This window comes from Ottowia cancrivicina, from assembly GCF_029813755.1.
Taxonomy (GTDB): domain Bacteria; phylum Pseudomonadota; class Gammaproteobacteria; order Burkholderiales; family Burkholderiaceae_C; genus Ottowia; species Ottowia massiliensis.
In genome coordinates this window covers 15,549-28,536 of the sequence record NZ_JARVII010000003.1, presented here as the reverse complement: position 1 = coordinate 28,536, position 12,988 = coordinate 15,549, and the positions used below count along the sequence as shown (strand labels likewise).

Genomic DNA, 12,988 nt, shown 5'->3' with positions numbered 1-12,988 from the left:
GCCGGCTCCAAAGCAGCCAAGGCGCCGCCATAAAGCAAAAAGCCAGCGCTGACGCGCTGGCTTTTGAAACGCCTGAAACAGGGCGGCGGCGGATCAGCCCGCCAGCGCCGCCAGGGCGCGGGCGGTGATTTCCTCCACCGTGCCCAGGCCGCTGATGGTGCGGTATTTGGGCGCAGCGGCGGGGTCGGCCTTGGCCCAGTTGCCGTAGTAGTCCACCAGCGGGCGGGTTTGCTGGCTGTACACGTCCAGGCGTTTTTTCACGGTTTCCTCGCGGTCGTCGTCGCGCTGCACCAGCGGCTCGCCGGTCACGTCGTCCTTGTCTTGCTCTTTGGGCGGGTTGAACTTGACGTGATAGGTGCGCCCGCTGGCCGGGTGGCTGCGGCGGCCGCTCATGCGCTCCACGATGGCCTCGAAAGGCACATCGATTTCAAGCACGTAATCGAGTTTGACGCCCGCTTGCTTCATGGCCTCGGCCTGCGCAATGGTGCGGGGAAAGCCGTCGAACAAAAAGCCGGCCGCACAGTCGGGCTGGGCAATGCGCTCTTTGACCAGGTTGATGATGAGATCGTCGCTGACCAGCTGGCCCGCTTCCATCACGGCCTTGGCCTGCTGCCCCAGGGGCGTGCCGGCCTTGACGGCGGCGCGCAGCATGTCGCCCGTCGAAATTTGCGGAATGCCGTATTGGCGGCAGATAAACGCCGCCTGCGTGCCTTTGCCCGCGCCGGGCGCGCCCAGAAGAATCAGTTTCATACCGGTTTCCTTTTTGTGAATGACGTGGAAGATGAATGCGTGAAAACGCGTAAATCATGAGCGAAAAGCGCCCGCGCAAGAAGCTGCTCAAAATCTGGCCCGAGGGGCTGCGGATTGGATCTGCGGCCCATTTGCACCCTTCAGCGGCCCGGCCAATCCGCAGCGCCGCAAGCTTGCCCGAGTCCACCCTTGCGCGCTCTCGAGCAGGCCGTGAACAGACTCCAGGAGAAAGAGGGTGGAGTATGCGCCCCGTCAGCAACCCGCTCGCGCCCCAGACCGCCAGGGCGGCCAAAACGGCCAGGCCGTGCCAATGCACAGGTCGCAGGACGGCAGCCAGCAGGGCACCTTATTTTGCTCTTTTATCAATAGCATGGCGTCCTAGGACCTGTTGAGAATTACCGAGCCTAAATTACAGCCGAAGCCGGATAAATCGCAGCTTTGAAGCTGGCGTCGGTCTTGTCTCCGTGCATGGCACAAGGCGTTTGAACACGTTGAGCTTGTCAAAGAAGTTTTCAATGAGATCAGCACGAAATTGACCAGTTTGCCCAGCGCATTCGCGAAAGCACTTGAAGACGGCGTTGCATTTGCCAAATTCCTCGAGCAAGTCGCGCCAGGGGCTGCCTGTGCGCACGATCCACGGCACGGCCTCTGCAAACCAAGCGCTTGTTCGCGCCTCTTGGCTCTGCATCGCCAGGCTTGCCCAGGTAGTGCGAGGCCATCTGTGCCCATTGCTTGTCGCTTGATGCTCTTCTTTCCATTGCGGTATTGCAGGGGGGCTCAACAAGCCCAGCACAGCAACAGAGGGAGGAAGATGGGTTTTGCAGTGTTGAATCCTCCGCGCCAGCGCATCAGTGCAATGCTCTGAAGCGCGATAGCGATACGCATAGGCACACTGCTTAAGCAAAGTCTGAATGAGGGCAAGGCGCGGCGTTTACGATGGAGGAATGACGACGCCAGCGCAGCTTTCTTCTTCTGCCATCGACTCTGCGGATCCGCCTTCAGCGGCCAGCCAGGCTGACGCCAGCGCGCCGCCGCTTCTGGCGCGCGCGCGCAGCTTTGCCGCACCGCTGATCAGCAGCGAGTCTTTTCACTCGGGCGAAAACGCGCTGGCGCATGCCGATGGCGTGGCCAAAATCCTGGCCGACATTGGCAGCTCCGAAGAAATACAGGCGGCGGCCTATCTGGTGTATGCCAGCGAGCAGCTCAACCGCCCCGAAGAAATCATTGGCAAGGCGTTTGGCCCCGAATTTGCGCGGCTGGCGCATGAGGCGGTGCGGCTGGAGCGTGCGCAGCGCCTCTCGCGCATGGGGCGCGAGGAGCTTTCCACGCCGGAGCGCGCGCGCCAGCAGACGGAAAACGTGCGCAAGATGCTGCTGGCCTTCAGCCGCGATTTGCGCGTGGTGCTGCTGCGGCTGGCTTCGCGCCTGCAAACGCTGCGCTGGTTTGCCGCCCAGCGGCGCGCCTTGCCGCCGGCGCTGCTGCGCGAGTCGCACGAGGTTTTCGCGCCGCTGGCCAACCGGCTGGGCATCTGGCAGATCAAGTGGGAAATGGAAGACTTGGTCTTTCGCGCGCAGGAGCCGCAGGTGTACCGGCACATTGCCAACATGCTGGAAGAGCGCCGCGCCGAGCGCGAAGCCGCGCTGGAAGAGCGCCGCGCCTTTATTGAAAAGGCGCTGCGCGCGCTGGGCATGGATGCCGAGGTGTCCGGGCGGCCCAAGCACATCTACAGCATCGTGCGCAAGATGCGCGGCAAGAAGCTGGATTTCGCCCACATCTACGACGTGCGCGCGCTGCGCGTGATCGTGCCCACGGTGCAGGACTGCTATGCCGCGCTGGCCTGGGTGAACGAGCACTACACGCCCGTGCCGGGCGAGTTTGACGACTACATCGCCAAGCCCAAAGTCAATGGCTACCAGTCGCTGCACACGGTGGTGCGCGACGCGGACGGCAAGCCCTGGGAAGTGCAAATCCGCACGCGCGCCATGCACGAGCACGCCGAAAACGGCGTGGCCGCGCACTGGGCCTACAAGGAAGCGGGCGTGAAAGGCTACGCGGGCGTGAGCGCCGCCAGCGCCTATGACGCCAAGATTGCCGTGCTGCGCCAGTTGCTGGCCTGGGAGCATGACCTATCGGACGCCACGGCATCGCAGACCTTGTTTGACGACCGCATCTACGTCTTCACGCCTGACGCGCGCCTGATTGACCTGCCCAGCGGCGCCACGCCCGTGGACTTTGCCTACGCCCTGCACACCGAGCTGGGACACCGCTGCCGGGGCGCGCGCGTGGATGGCGTGATGGTGGCGCTCAACACCCCGCTGAAAAACGGCCAGACGGTGGAAATCACCGCCGCCAAAGAAGGCGGCCCCTCGCGCGACTGGCTCAACCCCGAGCTGAACTACATCGCCAGCTCGCGCGCCCGCGCCAAAGTGCGCGCCTGGTTCAACGCGCAGCACACGCGCGAAACCATCGCCCGTGGTCGCGAAATGGTGGAAAAGCTCCTTCAGCGCGAAGGCCGGACCAGCCTGGCGCTGGAAGAGCTGGCTGTTTCGCTGGGCTACAAAACGCCCGACGCGCTGTTTGAAACCGTGGGCAAAGACGAGCTTTCGCTGCGCACCATCGAAGCCGCCTTGCGCCCCGCAGAGCCGGAGCCGCCGCCCCCGCCCGAAGGGCAGGTGCTGCTGCGCAAGCCCAGCCGCGCCACGGCGGGCAAAGGCGGCGTGCTGGTGGTGGGGCTGGATTCCTTGCTGACCCAGATGGCGCGCTGCTGCAAGCCCGCGCCGCCTGATGCCATTGCGGGCTACGTCACGCGCGGCAAGGGCGTGAGCGTGCACCGCAAGAGCTGCCCCAATTTGCAAGACCTCATCGTGCGCGAGCCGGACCGCATCATCGAAGTGGCCTGGGGCGCTGGCGCACAAGCTGCCTACCCCGTTGATATTTCGGTGGAGGCGCAAGACCGGCAGGGCCTGCTGCGCGATATTTCCGACGTGCTGGCGCGCGAAAAAATCAACGTGACCGGCGTGCAAACCCAGTCTGCCAAAGGCGCGGCCTGGATGACCTTCACCGTGGAAGTGAGCAGCACGCTGAATCTGGCCGACGCTTTGCGCGCCGTGCGGCAGGTGCCCGGCGTGCGCAGCGCCAAAAGGCGCTAGCCGCGCCGATGCGGGCCGCAAGCGCCAGAGAAAAGTCTGCTTTTTTACTGCTAGAATCCGCCGCTTCGTTCACAACGAAGGCGCGTAGCTCAGCTGGTTAGAGCACCACCTTGACATGGTGGGGGTCGTTGGTTCGAGTCCAATCGCGCCTACCAGCATTCGAAATCGCCCGGCAGTAGCGCCGGGCGATTTTTTTTGCGCCTGCCAGCGGCCCGGCTGGCGGATTACTATGAAAAGAATAGCGGGTTGCGCCCATTCCACCAGGACTTGAGGCCGGTTTGGGCCTTGAACCAGGGCATTGAATCCAGGCCAGGTTCAAGCGCGGCGGCCTGGCTCAAAGCACTTGCTCAATGGCTTGCAGCGGCCTTCCCAGGCGGGCGCCTTTTTCCGTGACCACGATAGGGCGGTTGATCAGCACGGGCGTGGCCACCATTGCGGCCAGCAGCTCATCGTCCGTCAGCGCGGGGTTATCCAGCCCTTGCTCCAGGTACTCAGGCTGCTTGGTGCGAATCAGGGCGCGCAGCGGCTGGCCCGTGGCGGCGGCGATGCGGCGCAGCTCGTCCGCCGTGGGCGGATTCTTCAGGTATTCGATGACGACGGGTTCGATGCCGCGCGCCTTCAGCAGCTCCAGCGCATGGCGCGACGTGCTGCAACGGGGGTTGTGATAGAGGGTGACGGTGCTCATGGGCGGGTCTGCGCTGGAAGCCATTGCAAAAGCGGCCATTGTCAGGCCAGGCACTACTATCGCGCTCATGCCACACACTGCAACAACTTCCGCCGATCCAGCCGCATCCGTGCCGCGCGCTTCGTCCACCCGGCTCATACACCACCCCTACGTTCCGCCTGCGGAGTTCGAGGCTCCGCAGCCGGCGGTGCACAAGGCGTCCACCGTGTTCTTTCCCAACGTGGCGGCCATGCGCGAACGCCAGTGGATGGACAAAAGCGCCTACACCTACGGCCTGCACGGCACGCCCACCACCTTCACGCTCGAAGAGCGCATCGCCACGCTGGAAGGCGGCCTGCAATGCCTGCTGGCGCCCAGCGGTCTGGCTGCGCTGGCGCTGGTGAATCTGGGCCTGCTCAAAACGGGCGATGAAGTGCTGCTGCCCGACAACGCCTACGGCCCCGGCAAAGACCTGGCCGCTGGCGAGCTGCGCCAGTTCGGCATCACCCATCAGGTGTATGACCCCATGAAGCCGGCCGACTTGGCCGATCGCGTCACGCCCCGCACGCGTCTGGTCTGGCTGGAAGCGGCCGGCTCCGTCACGCTGGAATTTCCTGACTTGCTGGCGCAGGCGCGCCTGTGCCGCGAGCTGGGCGTGCTCAGCGCGCTGGACAACACCTGGGGCGCGGGCCTGGCCTTCAACCCCTTCAATCTGGACGGGCGCGGGCTGGCGGTGGACATTTCCGTGCAGGCGCTCACCAAATACCCCAGCGGCGGCGGCGACGTGCTCATGGGCAGCGTGGTCACGCGCGATGCGGCCCTGCACCGCAAGCTCAAGCTCTGCCACATGCGCCTGGGCCTGGGCGTGGGCGGCAACGACGCCGAAGCCGTGCTGCGCGCTCTGCCCACCCTGCCTTTGCGCTACGCCGCCGCCGACCGCAGCGCCCGCCGCCTGGCCGAATGGGCCGCGCGCCAGGCCCCTTTCGCGCAAGTGCTGCACCCCGCGCTGCCCGCTTCGCCCGGCCATGCGCACTGGCAAGCCGTCTGCGGCGCGGCTGATGCGGCAGGCCAGGGGGCAGCCGCCAGCTTGTTCAGCGTGGTGATAGATGAGAAATTCAGCCGCGAACAAGTCGATGCCTTTTGCGATGCGCTGCGCCTGTTTCGCATTGGCTACTCCTGGGGCGGCCCGTTCAGCCTGGTCATGCCGTATGAGCTGCAAACCATGCGCCATGACTGGCCCGCGCATCTGGCGCGCGGCACGCTGGTGCGCTTTGCCATTGGCCTGGAAGACACGGCTGATTTGCAGGGCGACCTGCAACACGCCATGCAGCAGACGCTGGCCTGAAACACCTGCGCCGCCGCCATGTTCACCCCCTCTCCTGCCGAAGTGCGCCGCTTCTTCTGCCGCGCGTGGGCCAAGCGCCGCGCGGGCCAGCCCATGCAACCCATCGAAACTCTGGCCGCTGACTGGATTGCCGAACACCCCGAATACCACGCCGACTTTGCCGACGAAGCCAGCGCCATCGCCCGCGCCTACCCGGAGCTGGACGGCCAGGCCAACCCCTTCCTGCACCTGGCCATGCACCTGTCCATCAGCGAGCAATGCAGCATCGACCAGCCCCGGGGCATTCGCCACGCCGTTGAGCAGCTCGCCTCCCGGCAGGGCGATTTGCACCGCGCCCACCACGAAGTCATGGCCTTTCTCGGCCAGATGCTGGCCGACGCCCAATCCAGCGGCCGCCCTTTCGACGGCGACGCCTATCTTGACGCCATCCAGCGCCGCGCCACGCGCGACTGAGCACAACCGGCGCAACCGCGAAAGGCGCGCCGTATGCTCCAAAAAAGAGAGCGTCCTGCGCCCATTCCACCAGGACTTGCGGGCGATTTGACCTTGAAAACCTGCCGCAGTCAGTCCGCTTGCGGCTCCTGCCAGGCGCGCGCGGGCTGGCGCTTGAGCAGCCAGCCTGATGCCACATCCAGGCTGGCGCACATCAGGTAATACAGCACGGCCACGGCCAGAAAGATTTCGGCGGGATAGACCATCACGCGGTTGTTCACCTGCGTGGCCACGAAAGACAGCTCGCCCACGCCAATCACGTAAGCCAGCGAGGTGTCCTTGATGAGCGCAATCCATTGATTGACAAAGGAGGGCAGCATCATCGGCAGCGCCTGCGGCAGCACCACGCGGCGCATGGCCTGCCAGCGCGTCATGCCCAGCGCCAGCGCAGCCTGCATCTGGCCGGGCGGCAAGCTGCTGATGCCCGCGTACACCGAATGCGCCAGATACGCGCCGCCCACCAGCGAAAGCGCCAGCACCACGGTCAGCAGCTCCGGCACATCCAGCCCGAAGGCGATGGGCAGCAAAAAGTAAACCCAGAAGATGAGCATGAGCACCGGAATGGCGCGCAAAAACGCCAGCGCACCCAGCAGCGCGGCGCGCAGCGCGCGCTGGCGCAGCATGGCCAGCGCAATGCCCAGCGCCAGCCCCAGCAGGGCCGAAGCCGCGCCCGAAGCCAGGCTCAGCGCCAGCGTCAGCGCCGCGCCGCCCAGCGGGCCATCGGGCCAGGCGCCCAGCAGCAGGTAAGGCAGGTTGTCCCAGACGACGGAAAAATTCATGCCGCCGCCTTCACCGCTTCACGCCCCGCGCGGCGAAAACGCCCGCGCCGCTGCCACAGCTGCGAGGCCGCTTCCATTGCGGCAATCAGCAGCAGATACAGCAGCGTGGCAATGCCGAACGCCTGAAAGGTCTTGAACGTTTGCGTTTCCACCTGCCGCGAGGCGTAAGACAGCTCGGCCAGGCCGATGGCCATCGTCAGCGAACTGTTTTTCACCGCGTTCATGTACTGGCCCACCAGGGGCGAGAAGGCGTTGTGCAGCGCCTGCGGCAAGATGACGTGGCGCCACGCTTGCAGAGGCGTCAGGCCCAGCGCGGCGGCGGCGGCGCGCTGGCCGGCGCCCACGCCCTGCACGCCCGCGCGGAATTCTTCGGCAATGAAAGCCGCCGTAAACAGCGTCAGCCCGAAAAAACCGGCAATGAACTCAAACGAAGGCCAGCGCAGCGCAAGCCCGGCCACTTCAATCTGCCGGGGCGTGTTCAGCCAGGGCAAAAAGCCTTCAGGCAAAAAGGCGCTCGCGCCGAAATACCAGAAAAACAGCTGAACCAGCAAAGGCGTGTTGCGAAACACCGAGAGATAAACGCGCGCCGCCCACTGCACCACGCCGCGCCCTTGCAGGCGCGCCACGCACAGCGCAAAGCCGCCCAGCGTGGCGGCCACGCACACGCACAGCGACAGTCCGATGGTCACCCAAAAGCCGTGCCACAGCCAGCCCAGATATTGGGGCGCGAGCAGTTCGCCAAAAACATTCATCGCCATGTGCCATTGCTCATTTGCAAAAAAGAAAAACCCTGCCTTTCAGCGACGGCAGGGTTTCGGGCCGGGCCGCGCCCTTTTCAAAACAGGGCGTTACAAAACATGGTTTTATTTGGCCTGCGGTTTTTCCTGGCCGATTTTATAGAGGCGCTTGAGCGGCGTTTTTGTGTCGGGGCCGAACCAGGCGTTGTAAATCTGCTCGGCCTTGCCGCTTTTTTCCAGCTCCAGCAGGGCCTCGTCCACCACTTTCTTGAGCGCCGCCTCGCCTTTGGGAATGCCAATGCCAATCAGGTCTTCAGACACCGTGAATGGCGGAATCACGTATTTGTCGCGATCGGGCACGTTGGCCAGCAGGCCGATGAGCTTGGGGCCGTCTTGCGTGATGGCCTGCACATTGCCGTTGCGCAGGGCGGCAAAGGCAAAAGGCGTGTCGTCATACGCCACCACCGTGGCGCCGGGAAACTGGCTGCGAATCACGCCCTCATTCACGGTGCCTTTGTCCACGCCCACGCGCAGCTTGTTCAGGTCTTCGGGCTTTTCCAGCGCCGTGCCTTGCTTGATGATGAATTGCTGGCCCGAAGCGAAATAGGGAATGCTGAAATCCACCTGCTTGGCGCGCTCTTCCGAAATGGTGAAATTGGCCACTACCAAATCCACCTTGCCCGAAACCAGCAGCGGCACGCGGTTGGCCGGGTTGGTGGGAATCACTTCCAGCTTGACTTTCAGCTTGTCGGCCAGCGCCTGGGCAAAATCCACATCCAGCCCTTCGATTTTCTTGGATTTGGCATCCACAAAGCCAAAAGGCGGATTGCTGTCAAAAGAGGCCACTTTCAGCACGCCTTTTTTCTGAATATCTTCCAGCCGGTCGGCCAGCGCCTGCGTGCAAGCCAGCGCCAGAACGGCGGCGCCCAGCCATGCCAGTTGCTTTTTCATTTCATTTGCTCCTGTCGGAATAGGGAAAACCGGCGCGGGCCGCGCCGCTTCAGCGAAGGCGCGTATCAAACCACATTTGCGCCGCGCCCGAAACGATATTTTTCACATAACCATCCAACCGGGGGTTGGATCGCCTGCGCCGCGCGCCGCCGCCTGCGGCAACCCCTGCCGCCGCGCCTTGGCGCGCGGCCTCACGCACAATTGCGGCTTTCGTTTTCAGCATTCACATTCATGTCAGACACTGCTGTCCACCATATCCAGCGCCGCCTCAAGGCGCGGCATCTTTCCATGATCGCCATTGGCGGCTGCATTGGCACGGGCCTGTTCATGGCCAGCGGCTCGGCCATTCACAGCGCCGGGCCGGGCGGGGCGCTGGTGGCTTACGCCGCCATTGGCCTCATGGTCTATTTCTTCATGACGTCGCTGGGCGAAATGGCCACGTTCATGCCCGTTTCCGGCTCCTTCAGCACGTACGCCACGCGCTTTGTCGATCCTTCGCTGGGCTTCGCGCTGGGCTGGAATTACTGGTTCAACTGGGTGATCACGGCGGCGGTGGACGTGAGTGTGGCCGCCGTCGTCATCAGCTACTGGGAGCCGCTGCGCAACTTCATGCCCGCCTGGGGCTGGAGCCTGCTGTTTTTATGCATGATTTTTCTGCTCAACATGGCCTCGGTGCGCGTGTATGGCGAAACCGAATACTGGATGGCGCTCATCAAGGTGGTCACCGTCATTATTTTTCTCGGCATCGGCGTGCTCACCATTTTCGGCATCATGGGCGGCCAATATATCGGGCTGAAAAACTTCAGCATGGGCGACGCGCCTTTTCTGGGCGGCAGCCTGGGCGGGCAGTTCCTGACCACGCTGGGGGTTTTTCTGGTGGCGGGCTTTTCATTCCAGGGCACGGAGCTGATTGGCATTACCGCTGGCGAATCAGAGGAGCCGGAAAAAAACATTCCCCGCGCCATTGACCAGGTTTTCTGGCGTATCCTGATTTTCTATATTCTCGCCATCGCCATTATCGGCCTCATTATTCCCTATACCAGCCCCGAATTGCTGGGCGCGGACGTGGATGAAATCTCCAAATCGCCTTTCACGCTGGTATTCGAGCGCGCCGGGCTGGCCTTTGCGGCGGCGGCCATGAATGCCGTCATCCTCACCTCCATTCTCTCGGCGGGCAATTCGGGCATGTATGCCTCCACGCGCATGCTCTACGCCATGGGGCGCAGCGGCCTGGCCTGGCCCGCCTTCGGCAAGGTGGATGCGCGCGGCGTGCCCATGCCCGCCCTGCTGGCCACGGGCGCGCTGGTGCTGGGCGTGTACATGCTGCAACTGGGCAACGACGCGGCTTACCAGTACGTGCTGGCTGCCTCGGGCCTGACGGGCTTTATTGCCTGGGTGGGCATCGCCATCAGCCACTACCGCTTCCGCCGCGCCTGGGTGGCGCAAGGCAGGCCGCTTTCCGGGCTGCGCTACCGCGCCAAATGGTTTCCCTTTGGCCCGTTGCTGGCGCTGGCGCTGTGCGTGCTGGTCATCATCGGGCAAGACACCAAGCTGATACTGGACGGCGATTTCGACTGGGAGCGCCTGCTGGTCACCTACATGGGGCTGCCCGTGTTCTTCGGCTTTCTCGTCTATCACAAGCTGCGTTACCGCACGCGCCTGATTGCGCTCAAGGAAGTGGATCTGAGCAAGACCGACCGCGACTGAGCGCCGCAGCGCGCAAAACGCCCGCGCAGGCTGGCAGGCCGCGCGGGCGTCTTGTTCGAAGCTGGCTACAGCAGCGCCGCCCGCTCATGCGCAAGCGGACTTCACGCCTTGATTAGCTCCTTGTTCAATAGCATGAGGTCTTAGTGAAAAGTGCGCAAGCCACGTTTTCATGGCCTCAAATTTGCTCCTCTTGTAAGAGCAAAACACTCTTGTGGAAGCCTCTGAATGCTGGCTTTGAACAGGTTCTGAGGCCAAGACCGCCAAGGCTGGCCAGCCAGCGCCTGACCGGGAAGCAGACTGTGGGCAAGATTTTTAAAATCCGCCGCTTTTTTCTTCACGCCCCGTCATGAATCAAGCCGATCTCTCGCCGCCGCGCCTGCGGCCTCTGCCCGCCCTGATTTTTGCCAGCCGCTGGCTGCAATTGCCGCTGTATCTGGGGCTGATCGTGGCGCAAGGCGTTTATGTGGCGCACTTTCTGATGGAGCTGTGGCATCTGGTGGAAGCGGCCTTTGGCAACAAGCATGCCTTGCAGGCGCTGGTGGAGAGCATTGGCTACAAGAGCGGCGCGCCCGTGGCGGCGCTGAATGAGACGGTCATCATGCTGGTGGTGCTGGCGCTGATTGACGTGGTGATGATTTCCAACCTGCTGATCATGGTGATCGTCGGCGGCTTCGAGACCTTTGTCAGCCGCCTGAACCTGGAGGACCACCCCGACCAGCCGGAATGGCTCAGCCACGTGAACGCGAGCGTGCTGAAGGTGAAGCTGGCGCTGTCCATCATCGGCATCAGCTCCATTCACCTGCTCAAAACCTTCATCAACGCCGACAACTATTCCGACCGCATGCTGATCGCGCAAACAGGCATACACCTCACCTTTTTGCTGTCGGCGCTGGCCATCGCACTGGTGGACCGGCTGATGACCTCCGCCGCCGCGCACGGCGGGCATTGAGCGGTCCGCAAGGCATGAACGCCGCGCGCCTGCTTGTGCCCCTGGCCTTGCTGGGTTTGCTGTCTGCGGCCTGGCTCAAGGGCGGCTGGCCAGCCCTGGCGTTGGCGGCCAGCGGCGTGGTGCTATGGGCGCTGCTGCACTGCACGCGGCTGCTGGCGGTGATGCGCCGCGCCGCCGCGCGGCCCCTGGGCTATGTGGACAGCGCCGTGATGCTCAACGCCCGCCTGCGCCCGCGCCTGCCGCTGCTGCATGTGGTGGCCATGACGGGCGCGCTGGGCGAGCGCGTGGAGCCAGCCAGCCAGCCGCAGGCCGAAGCCTGGCGCTGGCGCGATGGCGGCGGCTCCAGCGTGACGGCGGAATTCGTCCATGGCCGCCTGACGCAGTGGCGGCTGGAGCGCCCGCCCGCCACCAGCGGCTGAAAGCGCCCCCGGCGGCGCGAAGGCAGCGCAAAAAAGCAAAAGGGCAACCGCTTCGCGCGGTCGCCCTTTCTGGCGGATGCTCCCGAAGCGCTCTTTGGGCGCTTACTGGGTGGGCGGCACGTAGCCTGCGGCCTGATCGGCGCCCGCGCCGAAGAAGTGCGCCTCCATCTGGCGCTTGAGGTATTCGCGGGCGCGCTGGTCGGCCATGTTCAGGCGGTTTTCATTCACGAGCATGGTCTGGTGGCGCAGCCAGTCTTGCCAAGCCTGCTTGCTCACGCTTTCCCAGATGCGCTTGCCCAGCTCGCCCGGATAGGGCGGAAAGTCCAGTCCCTCGGCCTCTTTGCCGAGCTTGATGCAGTGAACCATGCGTGCCATGTGCAAATGCCTTTGTCTTGCAGTAAGAAGAAGCGGAAAAAACGGCGACTGTATCAAGCCGCTCTTGCCCCCAATGCCCAGGCGGAATTGGGGGCCAGGGAATTGAAAGCCGGAGGTCAGCGCGCAAACCGGCGGCAGCGGCAGAAAGAAAGCGGGGGTGCGTCAAGCGCGCCCCCTGCTTTCTGATACACCCATTAAACGCTCAATTTAGATGGCAGCGCCCGCGCCGCCGCGCGGCAGGCCGCCAGAATGCGCGCCTTTCTCTCCACTTTTTTCAGAGACGCCATGAAAAAAACCGCTCTCGCCTTGGCCCTGATGGCCGCTGCTGCCGCTTCCTTCGCCCAGTACGCCGGCCCTGGCTCGACCCCTGCGCCTGCCAGCGTGCAGGCCATTCTGGCCCACCCCGTGGATGACCAGCATGTGACCCTGCGCGGCAAGATCGTGCGCCAGCTACGCGGCGACAAATACATCTTCTCCGACGGCACGGGCGAAATCCGCGTGGACATTGACGGCCATCTGTTCCCGCAAGGCCAGCCCATTGCGGCCAGCACCACGGTGGAGATCGTGGGTGAAGTTGACGCTGACGTGATGGAAACCACCGAGATCGACGTGGATGCGCTGCGCATCGTGCAGTAACAAAGCGATTGCCTCGGGCAGACGCCGTCTGCCAT

General features: G+C 63.9%; 13 protein-coding genes, 1 tRNA gene and 1 pseudogene. 8 read left to right on the top strand and 7 right to left on the bottom strand.

The window, feature by feature from the left end:
- Positions 1 to 93 precede the first annotated feature (93 nt).
- Entirely contained in the window at positions 94 to 750 is a 657-nt protein-coding gene (gene adk, locus QB898_RS02475) for an adenylate kinase (RefSeq protein WP_279523652.1), read from the bottom strand.
- Positions 751 to 1,309: 559 nt separating this feature from the next.
- Positions 1,310 to 1,405: pseudogene (locus QB898_RS02470) on the bottom strand (transposase); the annotation flags it as partial.
- A 289-nt stretch (positions 1,406 to 1,694) separates the two neighbouring features.
- On the opposite strand from QB898_RS02470, the gene QB898_RS02465 reads away from it, so the two are divergent.
- Both QB898_RS02465 and QB898_RS02460 read left to right on the top strand, forming a co-directional pair.
- Positions 1,695 to 3,899: a RelA/SpoT family protein gene (locus QB898_RS02465; RefSeq protein WP_279523651.1), complete on the top strand. Its 2,205-nt coding sequence runs from the start codon at positions 1,695 to 1,697 to the stop codon at positions 3,897 to 3,899.
- A 78-nt stretch (positions 3,900 to 3,977) separates the two neighbouring features.
- Positions 3,978 to 4,054 (top strand) — tRNA-Val (locus QB898_RS02460).
- 179 nt (positions 4,055 to 4,233) lie between these two features.
- Here QB898_RS02460 and arsC read toward each other — a convergent pair.
- A complete protein-coding gene (gene arsC, locus QB898_RS02455) occupies positions 4,234 to 4,608 on the bottom strand; it encodes an arsenate reductase (glutaredoxin) (RefSeq protein ID WP_314538600.1) in 375 nt (124 codons plus the stop codon).
- Between the two features lie 43 nt (positions 4,609 to 4,651).
- Between arsC and QB898_RS02450 the strand changes: the two genes are divergently transcribed.
- Together QB898_RS02450 and QB898_RS02445 are read left to right on the top strand one after the other, a co-directional pair.
- Positions 4,652 to 5,908, top strand: a complete 1,257-nt coding sequence (locus QB898_RS02450; protein ID WP_279523650.1) for a PLP-dependent transferase — start codon at positions 4,652 to 4,654, stop codon at positions 5,906 to 5,908.
- Positions 5,909 to 5,926: 18 nt separating this feature from the next.
- On the top strand, positions 5,927 to 6,361 hold the full coding sequence (locus QB898_RS02445) for a DUF1841 family protein (protein WP_279523649.1): 435 nt from the start codon (positions 5,927 to 5,929) through the stop codon (positions 6,359 to 6,361).
- Between the two features lie 110 nt (positions 6,362 to 6,471).
- Here QB898_RS02445 and QB898_RS02440 read toward each other — a convergent pair whose 3' ends face one another.
- The 3 genes from QB898_RS02440 to QB898_RS02430 all read right to left on the bottom strand — a co-directional run bounded on the left by QB898_RS02440 (position 6,472) and on the right by QB898_RS02430 (position 8,867).
- Positions 6,472 to 7,179, bottom strand: coding sequence for an amino acid ABC transporter permease (locus QB898_RS02440; protein WP_050715736.1), 708 nt, complete (start codon positions 7,177 to 7,179; stop codon positions 6,472 to 6,474).
- Positions 7,176 to 7,937, bottom strand: coding sequence for an amino acid ABC transporter permease (locus tag QB898_RS02435; protein ID WP_371256826.1), 762 nt, complete (start codon positions 7,935 to 7,937; stop codon positions 7,176 to 7,178). Before QB898_RS02435 ends, QB898_RS02440 begins: the two co-directional genes overlap by 4 nt.
- Before the next feature lie 105 nt (positions 7,938 to 8,042).
- Positions 8,043 to 8,867 (bottom strand): ABC transporter substrate-binding protein, encoded by an 825-nt coding sequence (locus QB898_RS02430; protein WP_050715734.1) that lies wholly within the window; start codon positions 8,865 to 8,867, stop codon positions 8,043 to 8,045.
- 231 nt (positions 8,868 to 9,098) lie between these two features.
- On the opposite strand from QB898_RS02430, the gene QB898_RS02425 reads away from it, so the two are divergent.
- From QB898_RS02425 to QB898_RS02415, 3 genes are all read left to right on the top strand, one after another.
- A complete protein-coding gene (locus tag QB898_RS02425) occupies positions 9,099 to 10,574 on the top strand; it encodes an amino acid permease (RefSeq protein ID WP_279523648.1) in 1,476 nt (491 codons plus the stop codon).
- A gap of 346 nt (positions 10,575 to 10,920) precedes the next feature.
- Positions 10,921 to 11,523, top strand: a complete 603-nt coding sequence (locus tag QB898_RS02420) for a TIGR00645 family protein (RefSeq protein ID WP_050715732.1) — start codon at positions 10,921 to 10,923, stop codon at positions 11,521 to 11,523.
- Between the two features lie 14 nt (positions 11,524 to 11,537).
- A complete protein-coding gene (locus QB898_RS02415; protein ID WP_279523647.1) occupies positions 11,538 to 11,942 on the top strand; it encodes a glycerate kinase in 405 nt (134 codons plus the stop codon).
- Between the two features lie 102 nt (positions 11,943 to 12,044).
- On the opposite strand, the gene QB898_RS02410 is transcribed toward QB898_RS02415, so the two are convergent.
- Positions 12,045 to 12,317 carry an oxidative damage protection protein gene (locus tag QB898_RS02410; protein WP_050716549.1) on the bottom strand — a complete coding sequence of 91 codons (273 nt, stop codon included), beginning with the start codon at positions 12,315 to 12,317 and terminating at the stop codon, positions 12,045 to 12,047.
- A gap of 285 nt (positions 12,318 to 12,602) precedes the next feature.
- On the opposite strand from QB898_RS02410, the gene QB898_RS02405 reads away from it, so the two are divergent.
- On the top strand, positions 12,603 to 12,953 hold the full coding sequence (locus tag QB898_RS02405) for a YgiW/YdeI family stress tolerance OB fold protein (RefSeq protein ID WP_050715730.1): 351 nt from the start codon (positions 12,603 to 12,605) through the stop codon (positions 12,951 to 12,953).
- The last annotated feature ends 35 nt before the right edge of the window (positions 12,954 to 12,988 follow it).